Here is a 25,177-nt window from a genome sequence, read left to right as displayed (position 1 = left end):
GGTCCGACTAGCGCAGCGTGAAGGAGAGCGGCATGAAGTCTCCAAGATTGACCTCTATGCGACCCCTCCTTGGAGCGATCAGCAGCGGCGACAACGTGGTGATCACCATGCCTTTTTTGAAGCTGCCGAAATGATCGTCGGCCATTCCGGCGAAAGCGATGATGGGAGAAGGGGCGTCGCCAAACGAGTATTTGGCGATCTCGCGCTGGCTGATCGCTCCGTCGCTGGAAAGCGTGATCGCCATCCCGTCGACCTTCGGCGCTTGCGCCAGTGTCTGCCTGCCGATGACGTAACCGCCTGTGACCATATTGTCGGCCAGCGGCCGAACGGGCCGGCTTTGGTCCGGTCGTCGATGCGAGAGCCGATGAGCTCGATGCCGAGAATGAAATGCTGGATGGTCTGCAACACGGCCGAGCGGCCAGCTTTGGCGATCTCAGGCGTCAGGTCGGCGCCGAGCCTGACAGCCACTTCGATCTCGAGCCCGGCGAGGTCGCGTTCGCCAAGTTCGATCGTTTCGCCATCGCCGATAAGCATTCCGGCGGGGATCGCCGCAGCCATCGCGATACCATCGGGCGGCATGGCCACCTTGGCGACGGGCACGCGCTCTCGGAGCTGCTTCAACACCGCGCCTTGAACGGCCATCGCATCGCCGCGCGTCAGGTCGACCAAACGCGACCCCGGTACGCGTCGACGCGGGTTTCTGTGAGCCTCGGCGATGGCCTCGGCAATCGTATCTATGTCAGCCGGCATCAGCGATTGTTTCCTCGCGGCGGGATTTGTCCGAGGCGTGGGCTGCCTCGATGATGCCGATGAGATTGCGCCCATAGGCGCCCGTCACCGGTACCGGCTTGTTGTCGACGATAGCGTCGCGCAACGCTGCCCATTCGCGTTTCACCGCATTGTGCATCCAGGCGGGCTCGAACGAATCCGGCAGGTCGGTCCACACGGTATCGCGACCAATCATCGTGCCGCGATCCATGTCGATGCGTAGCGTGCCGCGCTCGCAGACGAGATCCATCGCAAAGCCGACCGCACCGTTGCGATAGCCAATACTCTGCACCTGGCCCAGGCCGCCACGTTTGAAACGCAGCGCCAGCATCGACGTGTCATCCGCTTCCTGTTGATGGAATTTTGCGCCGAGCATGGCGCTCACCGAGATGACTTCGTCATCCATCAGCCAGACGAGACGGTCGAGCGCGTGAATGCCGGCCGTCATCAGCATGCCGCCACCGGTAGCGTTGCGCAGGTGCCAGTCGCGCCGGTTGTGCTCCATCCAGAGCTTGATCATCCAGCTCGACGCGATCAGCGGCCGTCCGATCTCGCCTGCCTCGATGACCTTCTTGGCTGCCATGCAAGGTTTCGAGAAATGCAGGAGGTGGGCGACCATCAGCTTGACGCCGCTCTGCGCCACAGCCGCATTGATTGCATCGCATTCGGCTACAGTTCGCGCCATCGGCTTTTCGAGCAGAATGTGCTTGCCGGCCTTGGCCGCGCCGATCGCCATTTCGGCATGCAGCGCGTGCGGGGCAGCGATAACGACGGCATCGACGCCGCTGTCTTCGAGAAGTTCGCGCCAGTCGGTGTAGCCCTTGCCGCCATACTCGGCCGTGAAAGCCGCCAGCGCCGTCGCGTTTCCACGGCAGGCTGCGACGAGGCGGATGCCGTCGACCTCCTTGATTGCGCGTGCATGCGCGGCGCCAAAATCGCCCGCGCCGATAATGCCTAATGCAATCATCGTCCTGCCTTCTGATATGCGGCGTCGATCAGCGACATCGCCGCAACATAGTCGTCTATGGAGATTGCCGGCGCAGCGTTTCGCCGCAACCGTTCGAATGTGTCGCGCATGCTGAGGCGGTAGCGAGTAGCCGGCAGTTCGACCGGCAGGTCCACAACCGCAGCGTCGTCGAGAGTTGCGCAGATCGCCTTGTCGCCACGGTCGATGAGGGTGGCGTTGGCGGCGACGATGCGCCATTCGAAATCCCCACCAGGGAGCATTGAAGCGAAGGTATAGCCCGCCTCAATGGTGAACACCGCGCCGGCATTATCCTCGAGCACCAGCAATGCGTAGTCCTCAACCGGAGCCCTGTGGATGCGGTTGCCCATCGATACAGCTTTGAGATGGAGCTCTCCACTGGCCAGACTCAGCGCTGCATCGACACCGTGGATGCCCAGATTGCGCAATGCGCCGCCTCCGCCAATCGCGGGATCGACCACCCAGCCGACACCATCGGCGGCATAACGCTCTGGCGGCCCGTTGACGACGCGGAAATGGCCGTGCGCGACTTGGCCGGCGCGGCCTTCCCTTCGCAGTCTCTCAAAGGCGATCACCGCCGGGCCAAAGCGATTGGGCAAAGGCACGCCGACGAAGGCTTTTCGTTGATGGGCTAGGTCTCTCAGTTGCATCAGCGGCGCCGTGCCGGTCGCTGCCGGCTTCTCGAGGACAAGCGGGACGCCGGCTTCGATTATCCTGCGCGCCCTGGCCGGCACGTTCGAAGGGTGTCCCATCAGCAAGATCAGATCCGCAGGTGTTGCAAGGATGTCTTCGAATGCAGCAATCGCCCTAAGCGAGTTGCGCGCTGCAAAGCCCCTTGCATGCGCCTCGTCCTCATCCCACACGCCGATGATTTCAGCGCCGGCATCGCGCGCCGCATCGAGATGCAAGTCGGCGTGCCAATGGCTAATGCCGGCCAAAACGATTTTCATCTCCTGGTATTTCCTGGTGCACTTGCAGGATATCCTACAAGTCGTTATAGGACAAGTCGTCAGCCTCTCAAGCGAAGTGGTTATCGGCGTCGGACAGCAGTGGAAACAGGAAACAAGATGCCGGTATTGAAGTCGATCGAACCGCTTAGCCGACCACCGCTTTTGCATGTGACCGTCCAGGAGAGCCTGCGGAATTATATCGAGGCGAACAGGCTCAAGGCAGGCGACCCGTTGCCCCCGGAGACCTTCCTGGCGCAGCGGCTCGGCGTTGGCCGCAATTCGGTCCGCGAAGCGATCAAGGCGCTGGAATCGATCGGCATCCTGGAGACGCGTCGTGGCATCGGCGTGTTCGTCAAGGAATTCTCCTTCAAGCCACTACTCGACAATCTGGCTTATGGCCTGCAGGACTCGCTGCGCGATGTCGAGGAACTGCGCGAGATTCGCCGTGTGCTCGAGACCGGGCTGATCTCCAAGACCATCGAGATGATCAGCGCCGAAGACATCGACGAGCTTCGCCGGTTGACCGAAAGCATGCGCCAGCGCGCGGAGCGCAGCGAGAGCTTTGCCGAAGAGGACCAGCAATTCCATCAGATGCTGTTCCGCTGCCAGAACAACCACATGCTCAGCGCATTGATCGATATCTTTTGGGTGGCGTTCAACAAGGCCTCGGATTTCACCAATCTCGACAATCCGACGCCGCTCGCCACCTGGCGCGATCATCATGAAATCGTCGAGGCGGTCGCCGCCAAGGATGTCGACCGGGCACGTAGCCGGCTCGACGATCACTACAGAGGCATCCAGCAAGTTATCGCCAAAAACCGCACAACCTGAAAAATGCCAAGGGAGGAAACCATGCGCATCAAGACGATAGCCATCGCTGCCGCGCTGCTGTTCGGCACCGGCCTGCCGACCATCGTGCAGGCGCAAAGTCCAAAGACCATTGCGGGTGGTTTCGACGTCGGTCCCGGCGGCTTCCCCAAGAACTTCAACCCGCTAGTCGCGACTGGCGGCTTCACGTGGCTCAGCACCTATTTTGAACCGCTGGTCATCTGGAATGCAGGGCTGACCCAACTCGAAGGCGACCTGGCCAAGAACTACACGGTGAGCGCCGACCAGCTGACCTATACGTTCAACCTGGTCAAGGAGAGCTGGCACGACGGCAAGCCGTTCACGTCGAAGGACGTGAAATTCACCATCGACCTTGCCAAGAACAAAGCTTCCGGCAGCCTGTTCGCGGCACGCCTCGGCGATATCGCTTCGGTCGAGGCGCCCGACGACAGCACCGTAATCATCAAGCTGTCGAAGCCGAACGCCTCCTTCCTGTCCATTCTTTCGCAGGTGCTGATCCTGCCGGAACATGCTCTTGCCGGAATGCCGCCGGAGTCGCTGGCAACCAGCACCTGGTGGTCGACCAATCCGGTCGGCACAGGTCCGTTCAAGTTCAAGAAATACGTCACCGACCAATATGTCGAACTGGCCGCGGATGACGATTATCGTGGCGGCAAGCCGAAAGTCGACGTGCTGATTAACCGCTATTTCGAGAGCCCGGCCGCGGCGGTCGCGGCGCTGCGTGCTGGTGAGATCCAATTCACCTATGTCGAGCCTGACGACGCGGCGTCGTTCAAGACCGATTCCAACTTCAAGGTGATCGAAGGCGGCTCCTACGTGGTCAACTATATCGGTCTCAACCAGCAGGTCGACCTGTTCAAGGATCTCAAGGTTCGTCAGGCGATCATGTACGCCATCGACCGTAACGCGATCATAGAGAGCCTCTATGGCGGCGCAGCCAAACCAGCCAACTGCGGCTTTGTGGCGCCGCAACTGGTCCCCGAAGGGCTGGAAACCTACGCCTACGATCCGGCCAAGGCCAAAGCGCTGTTGGCAGAGGCGGGCTGGGACAAGATCAACGGCGACAAGCCCATCACGTTGCTGACCTATTACGGCTCTCCGCAGGCTGCCAATGTCATGGCAGCCATCCAGTCCATGCTGTCGCAGGTCGGCATTAACGTCGTGCCGCGTGTCGTCGATACGCCGACCTACAATGGCATCGTCTACAAGGGAGGCACGCCGGACTGGAACGCATTTCCCATGGTCTATGCCGGCCTGCAGAATGGCCCGAACCCGGCTGGCATCAATCCGGGCCTGAACAAGTCGCAGATTCCGCCCGCCGGCTTCAACACCATGCGCATCAAGTTCGACGATCTGAGCGCGGCTTTGGACAAGGCGCTCGGAGAAACCGATGCATCCAAGCTCGATGCCGCTTGGCGGGATGTTTGCAAGGTGATGAACAAGGACCTTCCGTGGGCAACGCTGTGGGTGGCCAATCGCTACGGCGTTGCCTCCAATAAGCTGAAGGATTTCGTCTGGACGCCTGCACCCGCTGGCGGTCCTTACGCCGCTCATCCCGAGGCCTGGGACATTCAGTGAGCAGGCGGGTCTCCCGGCCCGCCACAAGGGCCGGTTTCCTCTGGGATTCGGCCCACACCATCCACTTGCGGAAAGCCAATGCTGAGCTTCATAGCCCGCCGCTGCGCCACAGGACTGTTGATGCTGGTTGCCTTGAGCCTCCTCATCTTCATCTTGTTGCGCCTGTCGCCTGGCGATCCGATCGACGCATATATCAATCCTTCCGTGCCGATGTCGGCTTCCGATCTCGAGACCCTGCGCGATCGCCTCGGTCTCGATCGGCCGCTGCCGCTTCAGTATTTCGGCTGGGTGCGTGCGGCTCTGTCGGGTGATTTCGGCTATTCGACCCAGCGCAACGGCGTGCGGGTGTTGCCGCTGGTGATGGAGCGCATCGGACCCACGGCTCTCCTGATGGGCACGGGGCTGGCGATCGCCATCATCGTCGGTATCGCGAGCGGTATCTACAGCGCCGTGCGCCGCAACGCCTGGCCCGACATTGCGATGTCGGTGCTGTCGTTCATCGGCATATCGAGTCCGGCCTTCCTGACCGCTCTGCTTGGCCTCTATTTTTTCTCGGTTCTGCTGCGCTGGGCGCCGTCAGGCGGCATGCAGACCGCGGGCGCGCCATTCTCGATCTCCGATGTGCTTGCCCACCTAATTCTGCCGGCATGCCTGCTGTCGATCGGCCACGCGGCGCTGATCATGCGTTATATGCGCGCTTCGCTGCTCGAAGTGCTCAACCAGGATTATGTCCGAACCGCCCGGGCCAAAGGCGTGCGAGAGTTCTGGGTGATCATCAAGCACGCCACCCGCAACGCGCTCTTGCCGGTCATCACGCTGATCGGGTCGACCATTGGCATCGCGATCGGCGGCGCGATCTTCCTGGAGAGCGTCTTCAACTGGCCAGGCATGGGCTTGCTGCTGGTCAATGCCGTCGGCACGCGTGACTATCCCGTCATCATGGGTGCCACGCTGGTGATCGGTGTCTGCGTCATTCTGGTCAACATTCTCACCGATGTTGTCTACGCCTTTGTCGACCCGCGCATCCAGGTGGGGTGATGACGATTGCCGAGATCGAACCACCCATGCAGCGCATCAAGGGTCCATTGCGCCGCGCACTCGGCCGCTTCATCGAGAACCGCGCCGCGCGGGCCGGTCTGGTCATCGTGATCCCCGTACTGATAGCGGTCATGACCTACCACTGGTGGTGGCCATACGCTCCTAACGCCATCGACCTGAAGGCCATGAACAAGGGACCGTCCGCCACCCATTGGCTCGGCAGCGACGGCGTCGGGCGGGATGTTTTCGCGCGACTTCTGCAGGGTGGTCGCATCTCGCTGCTGGTTGCCGTCTGCTCGGTCGCGATCTCCACCGTTATTGGCTTCCTCATCGGTGCTATCGCGAGCTTCGGCGGCCGCATCATCGATGCAACCGCGATGCGCTTCGTCGATCTCGCCATGACCTTGCCGCCAGTCATCTTCTTGCTGGTTCTTGCCTCGATCGCCGGCACCGGCATCGCGCCGACAATCCTCGTCATCTCGCTGCTATCGTGGCCGGTTCTGTCGCGCATGGTCAGGGCCCGCCTCCTCGAACTGCGCGAGCGCGATTTCGTCGTTGCCGCGCGCGGCATGGGGGCAGGGCTGCCGCATCTCCTGTTTCGCCACGGCCTGCCCAATTGCATGGACATCCTCGTCGTCTACGCAACTTTGCAGATCGCCAACGCGATCCTGTTGGAAGCTGGCCTCTCTTTCCTCGGCCTCGGCATCGCACCACCCGAAGCGAGCTGGGGCAATATGCTCAATCTTGCCCGCTCCACCGTCGTCCTCGAACAATACCCCTGGCAGTGGATGTTCCCCGGTGCCGCCCTCGTACTCACGGTCCTCGCCATCAATTTCATTGGCGATGGGCTGCGTGACGCTTTCGATCCCCGATCCGATCTCAACTGAAGGTTTTAAAATGCCACTTTTTACCGGCGTCGTGCCGCCAGTCGTTACCCCCCTCAACAACGACTACAGCATCGACTTTCCGTCGTTCACCCGGACGCTGGAGAACCTGCTCGACGGCGGCGTCCACGGACTGTTCGTGCTTGGCTCGACCAGCGAGGTGGTTTTCCACGACCAAGCCGGGCGCAAGGCGATCATCGAGCACGCAGTGAAGGTCAACAACGGCCGCGTTCCGATCTTCGCCGGCGTCATCGATCCGACCACCGACCGTGTCATCAACCATTCGAAGATCGCCAGATCGGCCGGGGCCGATGCAATCGTGGTCACCGCGCCCTTTTACACGCGCACCAGCCAGCCGGAGATCATCGATCATTTCCGCTACATCAAGGATGCGATCGACATCCCGATCATTGCCTATGACATCCCGGTCTGCGTCCATATCAAGCTCGATCGCAAGACGACGGTGACGCTTGCCAAGGAAGGCACCGTGGCCGGCCTGAAAGATTCCAGCGGCGACGATGGCAATCTGCGTTATGTACTGAAAGACATGGCCGGCGATGCCGGCTTCTTCGGCATGACCGGCTCCGAGATCATGGTCGATACTGCTCTCGCCATGGGTGCGCATGGTGTTGTGCCGGGCATCGCCAATGTCGACCCGCACGGCTACGTCAAGATGTGGAACCTGATGCAGGCCGGCAAGCATGCCGAGGCCCGCGTCGAGCAGGAACGCCTGCTGAAGCTGTTCGAGATCGTCTGGATCGCGCTCGGGCGCACCAGTGCCGGTTCAGCCGGCGTCGGCTCCTTCAAGACCGCCATGCGCAGCCTCGGCATCATCGCCACCAACAGGATGGCCCGCCCGCAGCGCGATCTCAATGCCGAGGAAACCGCCAAGGTCGACGCGATCCTGCGCGACGTCGGCCTGCTTGGCTGATCATGGAAGCGCCGATCCTCCAGATTGCCGGATTGCGTGCCGTGTTTCGCATTGCGGGGCGCGACATTGCGGCCGTACAGGACGTTGATCTCGAGATCGGCTCCGGCGAGACCGTGGCGCTGGTCGGCGAGTCCGGTTCGGGCAAGTCAGTCACCAGCCTCTCCATCATGGGGCTCCTGGCGCCGAAGATCGGCCATATCGCTCACGGCCATATCTCGATCAGACGACGCGACGGTTCCGTCACCGAGCTGACCGGGCTGGACGCGGAGCAACTGCGCCGCGTGCGCGGCAACGATATCGGCATGGTGTTTCAGGAGCCGATGACCAGCCTGAACCCGGTTTACACTATCGGCGAGCAGATCGCCGAGCCGATGCGCATCCATCTTGGCAAATCGCATCGCGAGGCGGCAGCCGAAGCGGTGCGCTTGCTGATGCAGGTCGGCATCCCGGACCCCGCGCGGCGCGCGAAACAATACCCGCACGAACTCTCGGGCGGCATGCGTCAGCGGGCCACCATTGCCATGGCGCTCGCATGCAACCCGACATTGCTGATTGCCGACGAACCGACGACGGCGCTTGACGTGACGATCCAGGCGCAGATCCTCGATCTGCTTGCCACTCTTCAGGCGGAACGCGGCATGGGCATCCTCTTCGTCACCCACAATCTTGGCGTTGTTGCGGAAATCGCCGACCGCGTGGCCGTCATGTATGCCGGCCGCATCGTCGAGACCGGCCCGGTTGGCGAAGTCTTTGCCCGGCCGCGCCATCCTTACACGACAGGCCTGATGCGATCGGCACCGCGACTTGGCCAAGCAACGGTGCTGAAGGCGGCCGGCACACCGCTGCCGACGATTGCCGGCAATGTCCCCTCGCTGGCCATGCTGCCCGGAGGCTGTTCTTTTGCTCCAAGGTGCCCGATGGCGATCGACTCCTGCCGCGCCGCCGTGCCGCCGCTGTTGCAGGTATCGCCGACACAAACGAGCCGCTGCATCCGCTGGGAGGAGCTATGAGCGCGCCGGCTCCTTATCTGTCCGTTCGCAACCTGACCAAGCATTTCCCGCCGACAGCGTTCTCGCGCGGACCTGTGGTCAAGGCACTGCAGGATATTTCATTCGACATTCCACGTGGTCAGGTGGTCGGGCTGGTCGGCGAATCCGGTTCCGGCAAGACGACAATTGGCCGTTCCGTGTTGCGGCTGATCGAGCCGACCTCAGGCGAGATACGCTTCGACGGCAAGGACATCGTCAAGCTCGGGGCAAGGGAGCTTCGACGTCAACGGCGCAACATGCAGTATATCTTCCAGGATCCCTTCGCCAGCCTGTCGCCGCGCATGACTATCGGCCAGATCCTCACCGAGGGCCTGGATATCCAGGGCATCGGTAGTCGGCCCGAGCGCCGCGCCCGCGCCGAAAAGGCGCTCGCCACCGTCGAACTGCCGGTCGATGCCTATGACCGATACGCGCATGAATTCTCGGGCGGCCAGCGCCAGCGCATCGGCATCGCGCGAGCCCTTATGCTGGAGCCCGAGTTTATCGTCGCGGACGAACCGGTCTCGGCACTCGACGTGTCTATTCAGGCCCAGGTGATCAATCTTCTTCGCGATCTCCAGGTCCGGCTTGGCCTCACCATGCTGTTCATTTCGCATGACCTCGCCGTTGTCGAATATATCTGCGACACGGTCATCGTTCTCTATCTCGGACGCATCATGGAAGTCGCGCCCGCGACCGATCTCTATGTCCGGCCTGGGCATCCCTACACACGGGCATTGCTGTCGGCCGTCCCATCGCCAGATGCGTTCGCCAGGAAGCAACGGCAGATACTGAAAGGCGACATCCCAAGTCCCGCCAATCCGCCGTCGGGATGTGTTTTCAGAACGCGCTGTCCCGCAGCGATGGCTGCCTGTGCCGGCGCCGTGCCACGGCTACGGGAGATAGCTCCTGGACGTATGAAGGCATGCATTCGCGACGACATAGGCTGAACATGGCAGCCTAAAAATTGGAGTAGTTCTGATACGTTTTTGGGACATTCACAGTCAGCGCGCAGTTGAGCGGGGAGGTGTCCGTTTCTGTACCCGCAATGGGGCGGAGGAGGTTGGAAATATAGGGGATAAGTCCGGGCCAGAGATGCCGCAACTTCGTGGTCAGGTTGATCGAGGACGCCGCAAAGGGCGCGTAACGAGCCTGCTGCTGTCCATGACGAAAAGAGCGGGCCGGCACGAAGAGCCGGTCGTTGCGCCCACTCAGTCGCAGGCGGGAGCAAAAAAGGCCATCCCGGTATATGCGGAGGTGGACGGCCTTCTTTGCAATACTTCACACCTTAATAGGCCTTCTTCGCGGCGCTCCTCCTGTGCTTCACCGGGCATTTGTGCTTCTTGGTCGCCTTGCAGGCCTTCGTTACGTGCTTCTTAGCCTTCTTCATGGTCATAGCATCCGAAGCGGGTGCAGAGCCAGTTGCGGCCGTCGCTGCTGGCGCTGGCTTCGTAGCCGCGGCGGCGTCGTTAGGGCTGAGAACTGGCATCGAGACGGCGAGCGCGAATGCAAGACCGACGGCAGACAGAAGAGACTTTTTCATGTGTCTATTCCTTGTTTGGCAAGTCGGGGGTTGAGCGTCACCCATCAGGATCGATGGGTGTTACTCCAAGCAGCTTCAAAGCTTTCGCGAGCATCCGGATTCCCTGCGCCTCCTTCTTCTTGGCGCAGTACCGGTTTCCCTTTCTCTGAAGAGCTTTCGCCGCGGTGACCTGCGTTGCCGCGGCATGCGTTTTGAGGGCTTCGTCGACTTGACGGCTGAGAATGGTGCAACGCTCGGTCCGGGTGAGCGGCGCCGCCTTTGAGGTGGAGGGTCCGGTCGCTGCCGTAGCGAGCGACAAGCTGAGCAACGCACCCATCAAGTTGATCGAGATTCTGTGCATCGCTTGTCGCAAACCCGAGCAAGTGCAGCACTGCTGCAGCCGATGAACTGATCCCTCCAGAGCATGATACGCTTGAATGATTTCTGCAGTTTTTCCTGAATGTTTCTGGATTGTGTCTGCCCTCGTGCGGAAGGTTCGCTGCCGCAAATGCCGAAGGAGCATGCGCCAAAACTTGGTGGTGGCATGACACGGATCATTCACGCCTGCGGTGGTGCCAATTGAGCTGTCGGGCAGGAAATCAATAGTTAGAGCCGGCGGTCGGTTTCGTTCGATAGCCTCCGACAGTGCGGCGAGCGGGCGGAGGGAGTTAGCCCGCCTTTAAAGATAAGCGCTGCTATTTGCAGCCGTTACCGGCCGTTCGCACCCAGTGACTGCGGCGAGTAAAGGTCCTATTTTTGTTAGATTAGAAATCCATCTCGGTGGATCATTAGCGGTTCCTAAGCCGGACAACACTAACCTCTGCCGATTGGTAGGGGATCGCGGATGAATGCCTTCAGGCGAACAATAGGCTTCGGCCTAACCTATCTGCGCTCTTTCCCTTTCGACCGCATCAAGATCGATCGTAGCTTTGTCAGCCTGATTTGTGAAAGCAGCGAAAGCCGGGCGATCGTCAAGGCCGTCGCCGAACTTGGGGCCACTCTCGGCATGACCACGACAGCCGAGGGCGTCGAAACTGAGGAACAGTATCAGTTGATCAGGGAGAATGGCTGTACCGACAGGGTTGGCTGTTCGGTCGCCCCTACCTCAGTCTAAGGTCTTTGCCCTATTCGAAGAAGCAGCCCATTTGAGAGCTTGATAATCGATCAATGGAGCAAGATTGGCGTGCGATGCGATCCATACAGGTCGTACGGCTAGCCACGGCTTGGTTCAGGCAGGCGGGTTCGCCGGTTCGTGAGGTCCCCCGGTCAGACGCTTGTGCTTCTCGAACAGGTGCAGCTTTTCGGGGTATCCAAGCCTCAGCGCCGCGTTGCAGGACGGGCATTTGAATGAGGATATGGTTTTAAACCACGTGCCTTTTCGAACGATGGGGCGTTCGCACCGTGGGCACTCAAAGGTGAGATATTCGTCGTTAAGCTCTTGGGGAATCGGCAATCCGGCACCTTTAGGCTGATGGATGCCCACCATCGTCGCAGGTAATGGTGGGCATCCATGAACTGGCGATGAAGGGACTATGCTCGCCAGCACTCCCAAATGAAGATCTACGGAATATGTTGCGTCGTCGGGACTTATGAGTTGGCGGATAAGACGTCTGTCCGACGCGTATTACGACTGACGGGCAAGACACAGGTGTCGGGGGAACAACTCGGGCTTTTGCGCTGTTCCCGAGTAGCCTGCCGCGCACGTTGCCACTTCGCGCCCCAGGCTACTCCAGTACTGCCCGCTGGCTCTGGCCGGCGGGCTTTTTGTCGGACGGCGGCCTAGCCGTGCACAGCCTCCGTTTGCGGTATGTAGAGCGCATTCCCTGATGGGACTTTCGCCGCGACCTGAAGCGTGAACAGGAGATGATTTTCATCGTCCGTCACTTTCATGATCCGAGGCTTCGTATACTTCCAGAAAGAATGTTTGCTCTCGTTTATCATCTCGCCGGCAGCCCGCACGGCTCCTTCCTTGCCGCGGGAGATTGACACCATCTACGTCGGAGATGAATTAGCTGTTGTCGACGTCGAAATAATAGGTCGTGATGATGCTCTGCCCTTGGTCGACAGGCCCAAACCATCCGGTGCAACTTTGTTTCTCGCAGCTTGGCAACCAGAGAAGGCACGGGACAGTGTCATCGTGTTTGAGGGATCAATCGAAACCGGGGGAATTCTCATGAAGAAGACTTACGAGCAGCCGACGCTGGGTCGCAAGGCGAAGCTTTCCGCAATCGTCGCGGTCCCACCTGTGCCGCCGCCTCCGCCCTGATCTATCGAAGCTCAGGCGAACTGGATAAGCCCGCTACTTCCGGCCGGCGGGTTTTTTAATGCGCGGATTTCCATGGAAGTCATTTACTCAGGATAGGACTCGCGCCTGAGACGAATACCACGCCCGCCGATTCGAATGCTTGACGGATGGCTGCGACCTTCAACGGGCGCGGCGTCCTAATACCATTCTCAAAATCGCGTATGGTGCCCTCACTCAGATTGCACTTGGCACTCAGACGGACTTGTGACCAGTTAAGCAGGGCTCGCGCGGCCTTCGACTGCTCTGGAGTCAGCTCGGCCACCATCTCAGCTGTCCATGTCTAGCGGCTTATGTCCCGACTGACCGTGCCAACTTGCCGAAGGTCCGCGAGACCCTTATCAGCGGCAGCGGCTTTCTTGCTTGTTGCCATCGGAGTTCTTCCGGTTGGGTGAAATCACCCTTGACGGGTACAAGCTAACTCCGCGGCGAACCGCCGGTTCCAAACCATTACGGCGTTGCCGACCAGACCGGGCCAGCCACTCCGCCTTTGCTTTGCCAAACCCTTCGGCGGCGCACGCGATCCCACAGCGCTTTTTCTGATCGCAAGGTTCCGAAGCCGCCGCACATGTTGGGCCCGGTCGGCCATCAGTACGATAGCGAGTTTGCCGGCCCCACGCTGCGCCCCGATGCGCCACTGGATGGCGCCCAAAGTGCCTCATACATTACGAACGTGATCAGGGGTTCGAGTCGGGAGAGCACTACCGCCTTTCCCCCACTCGGAGAGCGTACGATGTTTTCTACAGCGTCGGGCGTGATGGGTCTGTCTTGGTGCTGCGAAGACCGGTAGGACCGGGAGAGTCTGACACGCAAGCTACCTGCGACGCGAACGGCAGTTTTGCGACCCATCTCGATCATCGAGGTGACTTTTGCCGCTTCTTAAAAGCAGACTTCGCCTGCGAAAGGATGGCGGCGTCCGGTGACACCTGAAAGCGGTTTCATCTTCAAGGCCACAGCGCCATCATGCGGGGCAAATCTACCTACTGGTGGCTGGCGAATCTCGGGTCGAAGGCAGACTGGCCTCGAGGAAGCGATGCCAGGCGCCGCCAAGAACAAGCGCGGTTTCGGCCGCACCGAACCCCGCCGAGGAAAGGCCTTGCGCCAACTTCGGGAAATCGAGGCTCGATCTGAACCAGGATGGCTGCTGCGGGAAACTTGCCGCCGCCTGTGTCTCGCGGGTCCAGCGGCCTTCGCGCATCCAGCGCACCACGCTGTCGGGCTGGTCCTGGCAGAGATCCGAGCCGATGCCGAGATGGTCAGGTCCCATGATCCCGGCCGCTTCCGCAGCCATTTTCCCGAACTGCTCCAGCGTCGTGTCCGAGCCGTTCGGAAGGTGCAGCGGGTAGAGCGAAAGGCCGAGCAGCCCCTCCTTTGCGCGCAATGCCTGCAAGAGGGCCTTGGAGACATTGCGGTTGCTGTCGCGCAGCCAGCGTGGATTGGCGTGGCTGACGACCACCGGCTGCTCGGAGAGCGCGATCGTCTCCAGCGCGGTCCGCTCGCCGGCGTGGGACAGATCGATGATCATGCCGAGCCGGTTCATCTCGGCGATCACCTCGCGCCCCATCCGCGTCAGGCCGCTGTCCTCCTTTTCCATCCAGCCGCAGCCGAGCAGCGACTGGTTGTTGTAGGTGAGCTGCATGAAGCGGATGCCGAGATCGAAAAGCATCTCGATCAGGCCGATGTCGTCCTCGATCGGCATCGGGTTCTGCAGGCCAAGCAGGATCGCCGTCCGGTTCGAGGCCCGCGCCTCCTCGATGTCGCCCGCATCGCGCGCCAGGAGGATCAGGTCCTCATTATCGCGAAGCCAAGTGCGCCAATCGACGAGATGGCGCACCGTCTCGCGAAAGCCTTCGTGATAGCCGACAGTGGCGTGGACCGCGGTCAGTCCGCCCCGGCGCATCTCCTCGAAGATTGCGCGCGACCACTTGCAGTATTGCAACCCGTCGATGAGCACCTGCGGCGCGTCGCTGGTCATTCGGGCGCGCCCGCGTGGATGTAGGACGTTTTGACCTGGGTGTAGAACTCGACCGCGGCGCGGCCTTGCTCGCGCGGCCCGTAGCTCGAGGCGCGGACGCCGCCGAACGGCACGTGATAGTCGGTGCCGGCGGTCGCCAGGTTGACCATGACGCAGCCAGAGCGCGAGGCGTGGCGGAACTTCGTGGCGCGCGCCAGCGAGCGTGTGGCGATGCCGGCCGTCAGCCCATAGGGCGTATCGTTGGCAAGAAAGATCGCCTCGTCGAGATCGTCGGCGGTCATCACGCAGGTGATCGGCGCGAACATCTCCTTCTGGTTGATGCGCATGCGCGAACGGCCGTTGAGGAACACTGCGGGCGCCATGTAGTGGCCGCGATGCGCCAGATCGAGCGCCTCGCCGCCGGTCGCTAGCTCGGCGCCCTCGCTGATGCCGAGCGTCACATAATCGAGATTGGCCGAGAGCTGCTCGGCGCTGACGACCGGCCCCATCTGGACGCCGGCCTCGAGCGCATGGCCGACCCTCAGGGCCTTTGTTTTCGCCAGCAGCTTCTCGACGAAGGCGTCATGCACCGGCCGGTGGACGATCAGGCGGGACGAGGCCGTGCATTTCTGACCGGTGCCGCCGAAGGCGCCGTTCACGGCAAGGTCGACGGCGCGATCGAGGTCTGCATCGTCCATGATCACAAATGGATTCTTCGACCCCATTTCGAGCTGCAGCTTCACGAAGCGCGCGGCGGCGAGCGCGGCGATGCCGGAGCCGATGGCGCCGGAGCCGGTGAAGCTCAGCCCTTGTATGTCGGCATTGGCGGCAAGCTCACGGCCGATCGTCGATCCTGAACCCATCACCAGGTTGAACAGGCCCTTCGGGATCGCCTGCCGGCTGATGATCTCGGTGAGCGCCCAGGCGCTGGCCGGCGTGACGCTGGCCGGCTTCCAGATAACGGCATTGCCGAAGGCTAGCGCCGGCGCGATCTTCCAGGACGCGGTGGCGATGGGGAAATTCCAGGGCGAAATGATCGCGACGACCCCAAGCGGCTCGCGCTCGATCAGCACATCGACGCCGGCCCTGACGGAATCGGACGAGGAACCCAGATTGCGCAAGGCCTCCGCGGCGAAATAGGTGAAGAACTGGCCGGCGCGATAGACCTCGCCGACGCCCTCGGGAAGGGTCTTGCCCTCCTCGCGCGACAGCAACTCGCCAAGCTCCTTCGAGCGCGCCATCAACTCGCGTCCGATGGCGTCCAGAACGGCGGCTCGCGCTTCCAGCCCGGCCGCCGCCCATTTCCGTTGCGCGCCTTGCGCCGCCGCGACGGCGTCATGGATGTCGGACGGCCGTGCCTGCGCGAAACGCCCGACAACATCGGTCACGTCGGACGGATTGATATCCTCGACCCAGTCGGCACCGTCGCGCCACTCGCCTGCAACGAAGTTCTGACCGCTCAGCATCCTGTTCGACCTGCATCAATTGGGTTGACAACGACCTAACCAATGCGGTGAACTTCAATCAAGCTCAATTTTTGGCACAAATGTTCAGGCAAGCTTAACAGTGACCAAAACCATCAGCCTGACCGGCATGCGCAGCTTCGTCGCGGTCTATGAGACCGGCGGCGTGCGCGCCGCCGCCGACCAGATCGGCCGCACGCCCTCGGCCGTGTCGATGACCCTGAAGCAACTGGAGGACGATATCGGCGCACCGCTGTTCGAGAGCGAACGCAAGGGCGCGCTCTCGCCTGTCGGCCGTGTGGTGCTCGACGAGGCGCGCGCGATGATCGCCCACTACGACCGCGCCTGTCTGGCAATGACCAGCTACGCGGCGGACCGGCAGGGGCGCTGCGAGGTGGCCAGCGTGCCTTCGGTCGCGGTGACCTTGCTGCCTCGCGCCATCGCCAAGCTCCGCGCCGAGGGCGGCCAGTTCGACATTCATGTCCGAGACAGCGATTCCAGCGCTATCGTCGAGGCGGTCGAGAACGGCATGGTGGAGGTGGGCTTGTGCGTGCTTGCGATCAGGCGGCCACAGCTTCGTTTCGAGCCGCTGTTCCATGAGCCGCTCGATTTCGTCTGCCCGGCCGACCATCCCCTGGCAAGATCGAAGCGCCCGTTGAAATGGGCTGAGCTCGACGGCGAGAGCTTCATCCGCAATGGCGCGGCCGCGGCACTGGGGCTTGCCGAGACCGAAGCGCTTGCCGCCGGCTCCAAGCTCACCGCGACCAATGTGAGCTCCAATCTGGCGATGGTGGAGGCCGGGCTCGGCGTCACCATCCTGCCCCGGCTCTGCCGCTGGAAATCGAGCCACGACGTGCGCTTCCTGCCGCTTGCCGATTCGCGTTCGAGCCGCACCGTCGGCTGGATCGCCAAGAAGGGCCGGAACCTGCAGCCGGCGTCGCTGCGCTTCATCGAATGCATCCGCCTGCAGACGCGGGCGAGCGAAGGGGAGTTCGGCTATGCCGCGGCATGATCGGTGGGTGAGGGGATGACACGCCTGACCCAAGCCCGCATCGAAACGCTCGCGCGCGCTGCGCTGATGCGGCACGGCGCAAGCGAGCGGCAGGCCGAGGCGCTGGCCGCCGGCATCGCCGCGGCCGAACGCGACGGCCTGAAATCGCATGGGCTCATGTATCTATCGACCTATTGCGAACACCTGATCTGCGGCAAGGTGCTGGGGCAGGCCGAACCACGCCTGACGCGGCCGACTCCGGCGGTCGTCGCCGTCGATGCCGCCAACGGCTTTGCGCATGCGGCCATCGCCCTCGGCCTGCCGGCCCTGATCGAAGCGGCGCGATCGCAAGGTGTGGCGGCGCTCGCCATCCGCAACTCCTATAATTGCGGCGCGCTCGGCTATCACACCGAGCGGATCGCCCAAGCCGGCCTGGTCGGGCTAGGCTTCACCAACGCGCCGGCCTCAATCGCACCCTGGGGCGGCCGCAAGGCGGCCCTCGGCACCAATCCCTGGTCGCTAGCTGTCCCGGACGGGCAGGGCGGGGCGCGCTTCGTCATCGACCAGAGCGCCAGTGTCGTCGCCAAGAGCGAAGTCATGAAGCGCGCCCGCGCGGGTGAGCCGATCCCACCCGGCTGGGCCTTCGACGCAAGCGGCGATACGACGACCGATGCCGGCGAAGCGTTGAAGGGCACGATGGCGCCGGCGGGTGGCTACAAGGGCGTCGGCTCGGCGCTCTTGGTGGAGATCTTCGCCGCATGCCTGACGGGGGCGAACCCCGGGCTTGTCGCCAGCCCCTTCTCCGGCACCGCCGGAGGTCCGCCCGGAACCGGGCAGTTCTTTTTGGCGGTGTCGCCCGACGCAACGTCGGCCGGGGCGTTCTCGGGCAACCTGGAAACCATCGCCAGCGCCTTCGTCGGCGATACGAGGCTTCCGGGCACAAGGCGCTTCGGCGCGCGCGAACAAAACAGCAGAGACGGCATCGAGGTGGCGGCCGAAGCGCTCGCCGCGCTTGAAAGGCTGGCCGGGACCGCCGCATGACGGCGATTCCGCTGCGCCCGCCGGAAATCGTCATGCGACTGCAGCGGCTTGGCGCGGCGCATCCGACGCGTCTCAGTTTCCTGCGCCAATTGATCCGCCGTGCCACCAGTGAGAAATGGCGTGTGCGCAAGCACCTGTTCGACCTCGACGACAACGGATTTGGACGCGCGGTGTATGCCGTCGAGACGCCGGCAAGAACCTACAGCCTGGTCGCGTTCTCGACGCCGCTTGACGACGAGAAGCGGTCCGACCGGGTGATCGCGCAGGCTTGGGATACGAGCTACGTTCTTTACGACGGATTGCCGGATGCCGCCGAAATCGCGCGGCTGGAGGCGAACGCTCCGCTGCAGGAGGCGGGCCGATACACCAGAAGCGAGCTGGTGCTGGCGCGCGCCAACAAGAGCGTGCGGCTGTTCGAAGACGTGGCTTCAACGCTGGCTCAGGGACGGCAGCCTGACGAGGAGCAACTGCTTGGCGTCGGCTATCTGCTACGCACCACGGCAGTCTACGGCAACGGCAAGTTCGGCATCGCCGACCGCGACGAGATCGCCGCGCGTCCGGAACTTGCCGGGTCTTTCCAGGCCGAGATGCTCACCGTCTGGTTGATCCGATCCTTCACGCTCGATCTGGTCGATCACATCGCCCGTCGCCGCAATCCGGCCGGCGCGGCAAGACTGGCGCCGGAATTGCGCCGGGCGCTCGGGGTCGGCAACGCGACGGGACTCGGCATGGCGCCCTTCCTCGTGCGCCACCCGCTGCTGACGCATAGCTGGTTTCTGGCCCGCGAAACCGCTCTGGCGCGGGTGCGCGCCGAACCGCAGGCCGCCGTGGCGGAACGCAGAATTTTCGCGCAGGCGCTCGCCGACCTGGCGCAGCGCGTTGGTCGCTGGCACAGCGACGACGACCGCCAGGCCGCCGCCACCCGGTCCCTAGCCGCCGATCTCGACACGCTGGCCGAAAATCTCGACCGGCTCCTGGCGAAGCCGCGGCCGTGGGATGCGGTCTATCGCTTCGCGGAAGAGCAGTTCTCCCTGGAAGGGCAGGAGGCTTGCGTCTCCCTGGTCCTCGAGCCGCATGGCGCCTTGGTCGACGAGCTCGGCGACACGATGAAAGCCGACGAGACGCCCGGCCATGCCATCGACGGCGCCATGGACTGCGGCTCGCTGCGCCAGGCGCTTCTCGACTGCTATTCATGGGCGGGGGCAATCGACTTCACAGAGCCCTCCGCTAATGCGCGCTTCTGGTATGTATCGGCGGAGAAGCTCGAGCCCCGGCTCGGCGAGCGGTTCGAGGAGGACGGCGCCGAGCTCGAACAGCCTTTGGCCACCGCGCGCGACGCGCTCGGTCTGGCGGCCGCGCTGGCGCAGGAGCCGGCCTCGGCCAGTGTCGCGGAATTCCTGCTGCGCCGGCCCGAATGGCGCCATGCGGTGCGGCGCACCCAGATCGTTGCGAAATTCCCCTATGCCGAGATTCACGATAATCTGATCGGCGCCGATTTGCGGCCCGTCGACATATTGCGCGCCAAGCTGGCGTTCTTCGGCGCGCGCAGCTTCGATCCCCGCTCGGACCGCTGGCTGCGGATCGCGCTGTTCAGCGGCGAGCCCCTGATCGAGGAGGTCGCCAGCGCCGCATCGGCTGGAGAAGCCGCGTGATCGACCTGTCGCTCAACGAGGTGGAGACGCTCAGCGCCAAGACGGCGCGGGGTGCGGGATTTTCCTGGGGACTGGCCGAGGATATCGGGCGCGCGGCGCGCCGGCTCGCGGTCGAGGACGACAATTGGGGCATGGCCATGCTGAGCCTTGCCGAAAACACGCAGTCCTTCGCGGTGCCCGACCCTGCCCGCGCTGCGCGCTGGCGAAAAGGCAATGCCGACAAATCTGCCGAAATGCCACTCTGTCCGATCCGAACCGCGGCCCTGCTGCTCGACGATCCGCTTCCGGCGAGCGCGCTGCCGCTGGCGATCATTGGTGTCGGTCTGCCGGTCTGGCTCGACGCCATGCTGCGCCGCTCGGCCATGCGCGTCGCGCGACCTGCGGGGCTGGCGAAGCGCGCCGATGTCGTCATCGAACATCGCGCCGAAATCGAGCGGCCGGCCACAGGCCGGCGCGGCGCGATCGACGAGCGGACGCTTGCCGCGCTCAATTCCTTCGCTGTCAGAACCTATGTGCCGGAAAGCGAGCGATCGCGCATGCGCGGAGCTGGCGGAGGCCGGGTGGACGATGAATAACAACAAGGGGAGAAGAAAATGAGTGCAGCCGACGGCCAGAAGATCGCCATGCGTGGGGCGGGCTACTACTCGGCCAACACCGTCGGCGCCAAATACGTCATCGACAAGGTCGGCGATCTCGTCGTCAAGGCAGTCGCCGGGATGCCTCGGCTGGCCGATGGCCAGCCATTCGCCGTCGCCGATTTCGGCGCGGCCGACGGCGGCACCTCGATGGACATGATGCGGCGGCTGGTTGGCGCCGTTCGGGAGAGGGAACCGGATCGGGCGATATCGATCACCTATACCGACCTGCCCCATAATGATTTCTCGACCCTGTTCCGGCTGAGCCAAGGACTGTTGGGAACCTCCACCGAGGTTCCGCTGGCGGAGACGCCCGGCCTCTACATCTTCGGCAGCGGCACCAGCTTCTACCGCCAGATCCTGCCGGACAATTCGCTGTCGTTCGGCTTTTCCGCCACGGCGATGCACTGGATCAGCAAGCGGCCCTGCATGATCGCCGACCATGTCCAGGCGGTCGGCGCGACGCAAGCCGAGCGGGCGCAGTTTCGCGCCCAGGGGCTGCGCGATTGGGAGATGATCCTGCTGGCGAGGGCCCGCGAGCTCAGGTCCGGCGGCCGGCTGGCGCTGGCCAATTTCTGCGTCGACGAGGAAGGGCGCTATCTCGGGCATACGACAGGGGTCGACATGTTCGACAGCTTCGCGCGCCATTGGCGCGATCTGCTTGCGGCGGGACGGATCAGCGAGACGGAATATGTCAACGCGACATTCCAGCAGTTCTACAAGACGCCGGATGAGTTCGCCGCGCCCTTCCGCGATCCGGCCTCGCCGGTGTCGCAAGCCGGACTGAGGCTGGAAAAGATCTTCACCATGGTGACGCCGTGCCCCTACGCCGAGGCCTTTCGGGTCCATGGCAATGCGCAGGATTTCGCCAGGGCCTACGTGCCTACGCTCCGCTCCTGGTCTGAAACCGTTTTTGCCAACGCGCTCGATCCCTCGCGTCCCGCCAACGACCGTTCCGCAATCGTCGACGATCTCTACGGAGCTTATGAAGCCGACGTCGCGCGCGCCCCTGAAGGGCACCGCATGGATTACGTCCACTGCGTGACAGAGATCGTCAAGTCGTAGGTAGCGAGATTTTGCGCAAAGCTTCCTGAAAACGTTCAGATGACGATCCTCCGGGCCAAACTGGACGTCCATTCTTGAAGTTTCACGGCCTCCGCCCCCGAACCGCCTCTGTGCCACAAGAAACATCGAAGCCGATGGCCGCTGGAGCGCGTCTATAGTAAGTGATGTGCCGCTCACGCGTGGGCGGCGTACAGTTGGATCACGTGCGACGCGTGACCTGAACCTTAAAACGGGTTCTTGTCTGGATTGATCGCCTGAGGAAGTAGCAATGCTGCTTCAGTCCTAGCCGCCGCACAGACTTCGGATGTCGGCTGGCTAAGAGCCAGATTCAGCCTGTACTGACCATACTGCCAATTTTAGTCCTTGGCAGCCTGATCCAAGTCTGACTTGTTAGAAATCGCCTTCACGGCTTTCCGCATATTCTCGACGTCAGTCTCACTGAAAGAGAGATCATTACGGCGATAGCAGGTAACCGTCCGGTGAAGGACGCACATCTGCATTAAAGTATCGACTTTTACCGTCGTAGGGAGCTTTTCCGCCTGGGGGCGTGGTCTACAGGCTGGCGCGTCTGGATGTCGCAGCCAGGCTTGGACTTTCACCCTGGTCTATCGCGACCCGAAGCGCAGCTTGGCCGCATCGGTCACGGGCGTGAACAGGCTAACCAGCGTACCTTCCGGATCGCGGAATTGGGCGGCACGGTTGCCCCAAGGCATGTCCTTAGGCTCCTGAACGACTTCTACGGTTTCCTTCAGACGAGCAAATTCGGCATCGACGTCCGCGACCAAAAATTCGAGAATGGCCGTGCGATTAGAGGCAGGTTGCGCGCTGCCTTCACGGAAAAGAGCGACCGTTCCCGCCCCGCCGATCGCGATAACCCCGCCAGCCACGACAATTTCGGCAAAGACCGGGGCGAGCCAGTCGGCTGTTGTCCCGGTGAGCGTTTCGTAGAAGCGCACGACGGCAGCGATATCGGCGGCGATCAAACGGGTCGAAGCAAATTTCATGACGGATCCTCGCGGGTTGGCCACGGCGAACGCGGTGGCCTGCGTGTGCCTTGTGGCATAGGGCTGCTGCCAGCATGATGGCAGCAGGAGACAGCAGTGCGCCGCGCCGATCGCCTTTTCCAGATCATCCAGATCCTGCGCCGCTCCAGCAGGCCCGTGACGGCGGCAGCGCTGGGCGCCGAACTTGAGATGTCGAAACGCACGGTCTATCGCGACGTGGCTGACCTGATCGGCCAGCGTGTTCCGATCGAAGGGGAAGCTGGCTTTGGTTACGTTCTGGCCGGTCGCTATGACACGCCGCCACTAATGCTGACTTGGCAATGCGCGCACGCCGTCATATTGCTAGTCGGCCGCCCGAGGCTTATGCTCCTGGATATCGGCCGCCAGATGTTCGGATGCAGCCGACAGTGAGAGGTACGTGCTCTTGCCCGTTAGGGAGAGAGCCATGCCTCAACTCAATCTTCGCAACTACATTTTGAAAACTATTGCTGCAGAGGATTTTGCGGTTTTGCAGCCGTCCATGCATCGTGTCGAACTCGCTATCAACGCCCGGCTGGAAGAACCCTATCAATCGATCGAGCATATCTATTTTCCAGAGACGGGTATCGCATCGGTGGTTGCCACCATGACCGGAGGACGACAGAGCGAAGTCGGCATCATCGGTCGCGACGGCATGACAGGGGTTACGATAATTCTCGGTCAGGACAGTTCTCCCAACGCAACCTATATTCAAGTCGCCAGCAATGGCTGGTGCCTGCCTGTTGAAAATCTTCGCGCTGCGATTGCAGAAAGCCGGACCCTTCGCGAGTCGCTGCTTCGCTACGCCCACGCATTCCTAGTTCAGTCATCCCGAACGGCACTGGTCAACGGTCACTCTAAGATCGAAGAACGACTGGGCCGATGGTTGCTCATGGTCCACGACCGCGTGGGGGGAAGCAAGATCAACCTGACGCACGAATTTCTCGCGACTATGCTCGGCTCTCGGCGCACCGGCGTTACTGCGGCCCTCCAAATGCTCGAATATAGGGGACTGGTCCATGCCAGGCGGGGCGAGATCACAATCGTCGACCGCGCCGGAATGATAAAGCTCACGAGAGGCGCCTATGGGGAGGAGGAGCAACGCCACTTCGGCATTGCCCCCGGCTGAATTGTCCGGAATCGGACATAAGCTTGTAGACGGCCGAATATTGGCCGTAAATCGTGCTGGTTTGGGTTCAGGGAGGAACTCGCAATGACCAACACTTTTCAAAGCGTTACGGTTGAAAAGGCGACCGAAGCTTATGTCCTTTCCAGAGGCCGGGCTTGCTTCCTTTCCATCGCACAGGCAATCCGCGCAATCCGAATACTGATGCCGGCCTGCAGAGCCACCGACCACGAACTGGAGGAGATGTTGGCGGCCGCCTGCATCGTTCATGGTGTGCCCGTCGCCTTCGACGTGACAACGGCCGCCAGCGCGGAAACGCGGCTCCACTCGTAGGACAGCGATGCCCGCGCTTGCGCAGACGCTCACTGCATCGGACGTTCGCCAAGCGATTATCTGTTACCTGATCGATAAGGTCGACAATTCGAGCGTTTCGATATCCGAGGTCATCCGGGGCCTTAGAGAAATGTTCCCGCTTTGCGAAATGACGGATTGGGAACTGGGCGACTACATTGCACGAAGCGCGATCGACGCTGGGTTTGCGATTGAATTCGACGCGGGGGTTCCCTGATCGTCGTCATCTTGCCGGTCAGCGGCAGTGGCGGGCCATTCGTCCCGATATGGAACATTTCCCTCGCTAGATTGTTACGGTAGGCGGTCGATTCCTCAGGGATGTAGCCGACTCTCCAATAAGTCCCCTCATGAAAAAGCCCGTTGTCTGTCCCCCTGGCAGCGGGCATTTTGGGGACGAGATGCAGGTCGAACTAGAGAAGCAGCGGCAATGTTGGGTTTTCGTCCCAACAGAGCCGTATCGAACGGATCGACTTTAGGCGGGGTCTTCTCGAAAATCCTGCAACGACGCGTGGCGCAAGTCATCCTCGCCCGTGCAGATGCTTCACACAGCCAATCAGCCCCAGTTTGATCCACTGCCTCGCCGGCCGCTTCCACGGAGGAGGAGGCGCTTGCCAAGGCGATCATTGCGACAGTTGAAAGGCTCACCAGCAAACCAGAATGAAACCCGTGTCTTTAGCCCGCTTACAATGGCCTCGCGTTAATTGTCCGAGGGCAAATAGATGCGTTGCGGCTTCGCGGCGGACCGGGTGTGCGTTGCGTTGCATCATCGTGGTTCTCATCATTGTCTCTGGTCCTGCTCCAGTGCGGCTTTGAGCGATGCCGGTTCGATCGGCACCATCTGCCGCGTAGCACCGCTTGCGGAGATGGCCGGCAGGTGAATGAAGGTGGCGACGCGGCGCCACGCGATCAGGGAAGCTCCTTCGAGGGCTTCCTCGTCGTGATCGACGCGGTAGTCCCCGGGTGGTTGCGGTGCATCAAAGCCGGGCAGCGAAAACGCCGACTTGAAGCGAACGATAGTTGGTGTGGTGCGGCTGGTCATTTG

General features: G+C 62.2%; 27 protein-coding genes and 2 pseudogenes. 19 read left to right on the top strand and 10 right to left on the bottom strand.

Annotated elements, in window-relative coordinates; translation table 11 throughout:
- Positions 1-7: 7 nt before the first annotated feature.
- Positions 8-244: a hypothetical protein gene (locus LB538_RS19760; protein ID WP_224528525.1), complete on the bottom strand. Its 237-nt coding sequence runs from the start codon at positions 242-244 to the stop codon at positions 8-10.
- A 143-nt stretch (positions 245-387) separates the two neighbouring features.
- Here LB538_RS19760 and LB538_RS19755 point away from each other — a divergent pair, with 143 nt between their 5' ends.
- Positions 388-804: a hypothetical protein gene (locus tag LB538_RS19755; protein ID WP_224528522.1), complete on the top strand. Its 417-nt coding sequence runs from the start codon at positions 388-390 to the stop codon at positions 802-804.
- Here the strand turns inward: LB538_RS19755 and LB538_RS19750 are convergent.
- Both LB538_RS19750 and LB538_RS19745 read right to left on the bottom strand, forming a co-directional pair.
- Complete coding sequence (locus tag LB538_RS19750) at positions 740-1,735, bottom strand: Gfo/Idh/MocA family protein (protein ID WP_224528520.1); 996 nt, start codon at positions 1,733-1,735, stop codon at positions 740-742. The two genes, LB538_RS19755 and LB538_RS19750, sit on opposite strands and share 65 nt — an antisense overlap.
- Positions 1,732-2,703 carry a Gfo/Idh/MocA family protein gene (locus LB538_RS19745; RefSeq protein WP_224528519.1) on the bottom strand — a complete coding sequence of 324 codons (972 nt, stop codon included), beginning with the start codon at positions 2,701-2,703 and terminating at the stop codon, positions 1,732-1,734. Before LB538_RS19745 ends, LB538_RS19750 begins: the two co-directional genes overlap by 4 nt.
- A gap of 117 nt (positions 2,704-2,820) precedes the next feature.
- Between LB538_RS19745 and LB538_RS19740 the strand changes: the two genes are divergently transcribed.
- The 7 genes from LB538_RS19740 to LB538_RS19710 all read left to right on the top strand — a co-directional run bounded on the left by LB538_RS19740 (position 2,821) and on the right by LB538_RS19710 (position 9,961).
- Positions 2,821-3,534, top strand: a complete 714-nt coding sequence (locus LB538_RS19740; RefSeq protein WP_140542389.1) for a FadR/GntR family transcriptional regulator — start codon at positions 2,821-2,823, stop codon at positions 3,532-3,534.
- 21 nt (positions 3,535-3,555) lie between these two features.
- Positions 3,556-5,130: an ABC transporter substrate-binding protein gene (locus LB538_RS19735; protein ID WP_224528517.1), complete on the top strand. Its 1,575-nt coding sequence runs from the start codon at positions 3,556-3,558 to the stop codon at positions 5,128-5,130.
- Positions 5,131-5,208: 78 nt separating this feature from the next.
- Positions 5,209-6,168, top strand: a complete 960-nt coding sequence (locus tag LB538_RS19730) for an ABC transporter permease (RefSeq protein WP_224528515.1) — start codon at positions 5,209-5,211, stop codon at positions 6,166-6,168.
- Between the two features lie 26 nt (positions 6,169-6,194).
- The gene (locus tag LB538_RS19725) at positions 6,195-7,055 is read left to right on the top strand and encodes an ABC transporter permease (protein WP_224528981.1); all 861 of its coding nucleotides are present in this window, start codon (positions 6,195-6,197) and stop codon (positions 7,053-7,055) included.
- A 10-nt stretch (positions 7,056-7,065) separates the two neighbouring features.
- Positions 7,066-7,983, top strand: coding sequence for a dihydrodipicolinate synthase family protein (locus LB538_RS19720; RefSeq protein WP_224528513.1), 918 nt, complete (start codon positions 7,066-7,068; stop codon positions 7,981-7,983).
- A complete protein-coding gene (locus LB538_RS19715; RefSeq protein WP_140541243.1) occupies positions 7,983-8,993 on the top strand; it encodes an ABC transporter ATP-binding protein in 1,011 nt (336 codons plus the stop codon). The genes LB538_RS19720 and LB538_RS19715 overlap by 1 nt, the downstream gene beginning before the upstream one ends.
- The gene (locus tag LB538_RS19710; protein ID WP_224528511.1) at positions 8,990-9,961 is read left to right on the top strand and encodes an ABC transporter ATP-binding protein; all 972 of its coding nucleotides are present in this window, start codon (positions 8,990-8,992) and stop codon (positions 9,959-9,961) included. The genes LB538_RS19715 and LB538_RS19710 overlap by 4 nt, the downstream gene beginning before the upstream one ends.
- A gap of 338 nt (positions 9,962-10,299) precedes the next feature.
- Here the strand turns inward: LB538_RS19710 and LB538_RS19705 are convergent, their stop codons facing one another.
- A complete protein-coding gene (locus tag LB538_RS19705; RefSeq protein ID WP_224528509.1) occupies positions 10,300-10,554 on the bottom strand; it encodes a hypothetical protein in 255 nt (84 codons plus the stop codon).
- Between the two features lie 37 nt (positions 10,555-10,591).
- On the bottom strand, positions 10,592-10,894 hold the full coding sequence (locus LB538_RS19700; protein WP_224528505.1) for a hypothetical protein: 303 nt from the start codon (positions 10,892-10,894) through the stop codon (positions 10,592-10,594).
- Between the two features lie 516 nt (positions 10,895-11,410).
- On the opposite strand from LB538_RS19700, the pseudogene LB538_RS19695 reads away from it, so the two are divergent.
- Both LB538_RS19695 and LB538_RS19690 read left to right on the top strand, forming a co-directional pair.
- Positions 11,411-11,608, top strand: a pseudogene (locus LB538_RS19695) (EAL domain-containing protein); the annotation flags it as partial.
- A gap of 849 nt (positions 11,609-12,457) precedes the next feature.
- The gene (locus LB538_RS19690; protein WP_224528502.1) at positions 12,458-12,799 is read left to right on the top strand and encodes a hypothetical protein; all 342 of its coding nucleotides are present in this window, start codon (positions 12,458-12,460) and stop codon (positions 12,797-12,799) included.
- Between the two features lie 79 nt (positions 12,800-12,878).
- On the opposite strand, the gene LB538_RS19685 is transcribed toward LB538_RS19690, so the two are convergent.
- From LB538_RS19685 to LB538_RS19675, 3 genes are all read right to left on the bottom strand, one after another.
- Positions 12,879-13,103 (bottom strand): multiprotein-bridging factor 1 family protein, encoded by a 225-nt coding sequence (locus tag LB538_RS19685; RefSeq protein WP_224528491.1) that lies wholly within the window; start codon positions 13,101-13,103, stop codon positions 12,879-12,881.
- A gap of 708 nt (positions 13,104-13,811) precedes the next feature.
- A complete protein-coding gene (locus tag LB538_RS19680; protein WP_224528488.1) occupies positions 13,812-14,810 on the bottom strand; it encodes a membrane dipeptidase in 999 nt (332 codons plus the stop codon).
- Positions 14,807-16,255: an aldehyde dehydrogenase family protein gene (locus LB538_RS19675; RefSeq protein WP_224528483.1), complete on the bottom strand. Its 1,449-nt coding sequence runs from the start codon at positions 16,253-16,255 to the stop codon at positions 14,807-14,809. The genes LB538_RS19680 and LB538_RS19675 overlap by 4 nt, the downstream gene beginning before the upstream one ends.
- A 100-nt stretch (positions 16,256-16,355) precedes the next feature.
- Between LB538_RS19675 and LB538_RS19670 the strand changes: the two genes are divergently transcribed.
- From LB538_RS19670 to LB538_RS19650, 5 genes are read left to right on the top strand one after another with little or no spacing between them, the layout of a single operon-like run.
- A complete protein-coding gene (locus LB538_RS19670; protein ID WP_224528478.1) occupies positions 16,356-17,264 on the top strand; it encodes a LysR family transcriptional regulator in 909 nt (302 codons plus the stop codon).
- A 15-nt stretch (positions 17,265-17,279) separates the two neighbouring features.
- Positions 17,280-18,284: an Ldh family oxidoreductase gene (locus LB538_RS19665; RefSeq protein WP_224528475.1), complete on the top strand. Its 1,005-nt coding sequence runs from the start codon at positions 17,280-17,282 to the stop codon at positions 18,282-18,284.
- On the top strand, positions 18,281-19,936 hold the full coding sequence (locus tag LB538_RS19660; RefSeq protein WP_224528471.1) for a hypothetical protein: 1,656 nt from the start codon (positions 18,281-18,283) through the stop codon (positions 19,934-19,936). The genes LB538_RS19665 and LB538_RS19660 overlap by 4 nt, the downstream gene beginning before the upstream one ends.
- Positions 19,933-20,511, top strand: a complete 579-nt coding sequence (locus LB538_RS19655) for a DUF3726 domain-containing protein (RefSeq protein ID WP_224528467.1) — start codon at positions 19,933-19,935, stop codon at positions 20,509-20,511. Before LB538_RS19660 ends, LB538_RS19655 begins: the two co-directional genes overlap by 4 nt.
- A gap of 18 nt (positions 20,512-20,529) precedes the next feature.
- Complete coding sequence (locus tag LB538_RS19650; protein WP_224528464.1) at positions 20,530-21,636, top strand: class I SAM-dependent methyltransferase; 1,107 nt, start codon at positions 20,530-20,532, stop codon at positions 21,634-21,636.
- A 605-nt stretch (positions 21,637-22,241) separates the two neighbouring features.
- On the opposite strand, the gene LB538_RS19645 is transcribed toward LB538_RS19650, so the two are convergent.
- The gene (locus tag LB538_RS19645; RefSeq protein WP_224528460.1) at positions 22,242-22,640 is read right to left on the bottom strand and encodes a VOC family protein; all 399 of its coding nucleotides are present in this window, start codon (positions 22,638-22,640) and stop codon (positions 22,242-22,244) included.
- 96 nt (positions 22,641-22,736) lie between these two features.
- On the opposite strand from LB538_RS19645, the pseudogene LB538_RS19640 reads away from it, so the two are divergent.
- The 4 genes and pseudogenes from LB538_RS19640 to LB538_RS19625 form a co-directional block, all read left to right on the top strand.
- Positions 22,737-22,982, top strand: a pseudogene (locus tag LB538_RS19640) (helix-turn-helix transcriptional regulator); the annotation flags it as partial.
- Between the two features lie 103 nt (positions 22,983-23,085).
- Positions 23,086-23,787, top strand: a complete 702-nt coding sequence (locus LB538_RS19635; protein WP_224528456.1) for a Crp/Fnr family transcriptional regulator — start codon at positions 23,086-23,088, stop codon at positions 23,785-23,787.
- Between the two features lie 84 nt (positions 23,788-23,871).
- Entirely contained in the window at positions 23,872-24,117 is a 246-nt protein-coding gene (locus tag LB538_RS19630) for a hypothetical protein (RefSeq protein ID WP_224528447.1), read from the top strand.
- Positions 24,118-24,124: 7 nt separating this feature from the next.
- Positions 24,125-24,352: a hypothetical protein gene (locus LB538_RS19625; RefSeq protein ID WP_224528443.1), complete on the top strand. Its 228-nt coding sequence runs from the start codon at positions 24,125-24,127 to the stop codon at positions 24,350-24,352.
- A 561-nt stretch (positions 24,353-24,913) separates the two neighbouring features.
- Here LB538_RS19625 and LB538_RS19620 read toward each other — a convergent pair.
- Positions 24,914-25,174, bottom strand: a complete 261-nt coding sequence (locus LB538_RS19620; RefSeq protein WP_140721212.1) for a hypothetical protein — start codon at positions 25,172-25,174, stop codon at positions 24,914-24,916.
- Between the last annotated feature and the right edge of the window lie 3 nt (positions 25,175-25,177).

The sequence above is a fragment of the Mesorhizobium sp. Ca11 genome (assembly GCF_020165275.1).
GTDB lineage: Bacteria > Pseudomonadota > Alphaproteobacteria > Rhizobiales > Rhizobiaceae > Mesorhizobium.
The sequence above is the reverse complement of the archived record's forward strand: the minus strand, read 5'-3'. Positions and strand labels throughout refer to the sequence as shown.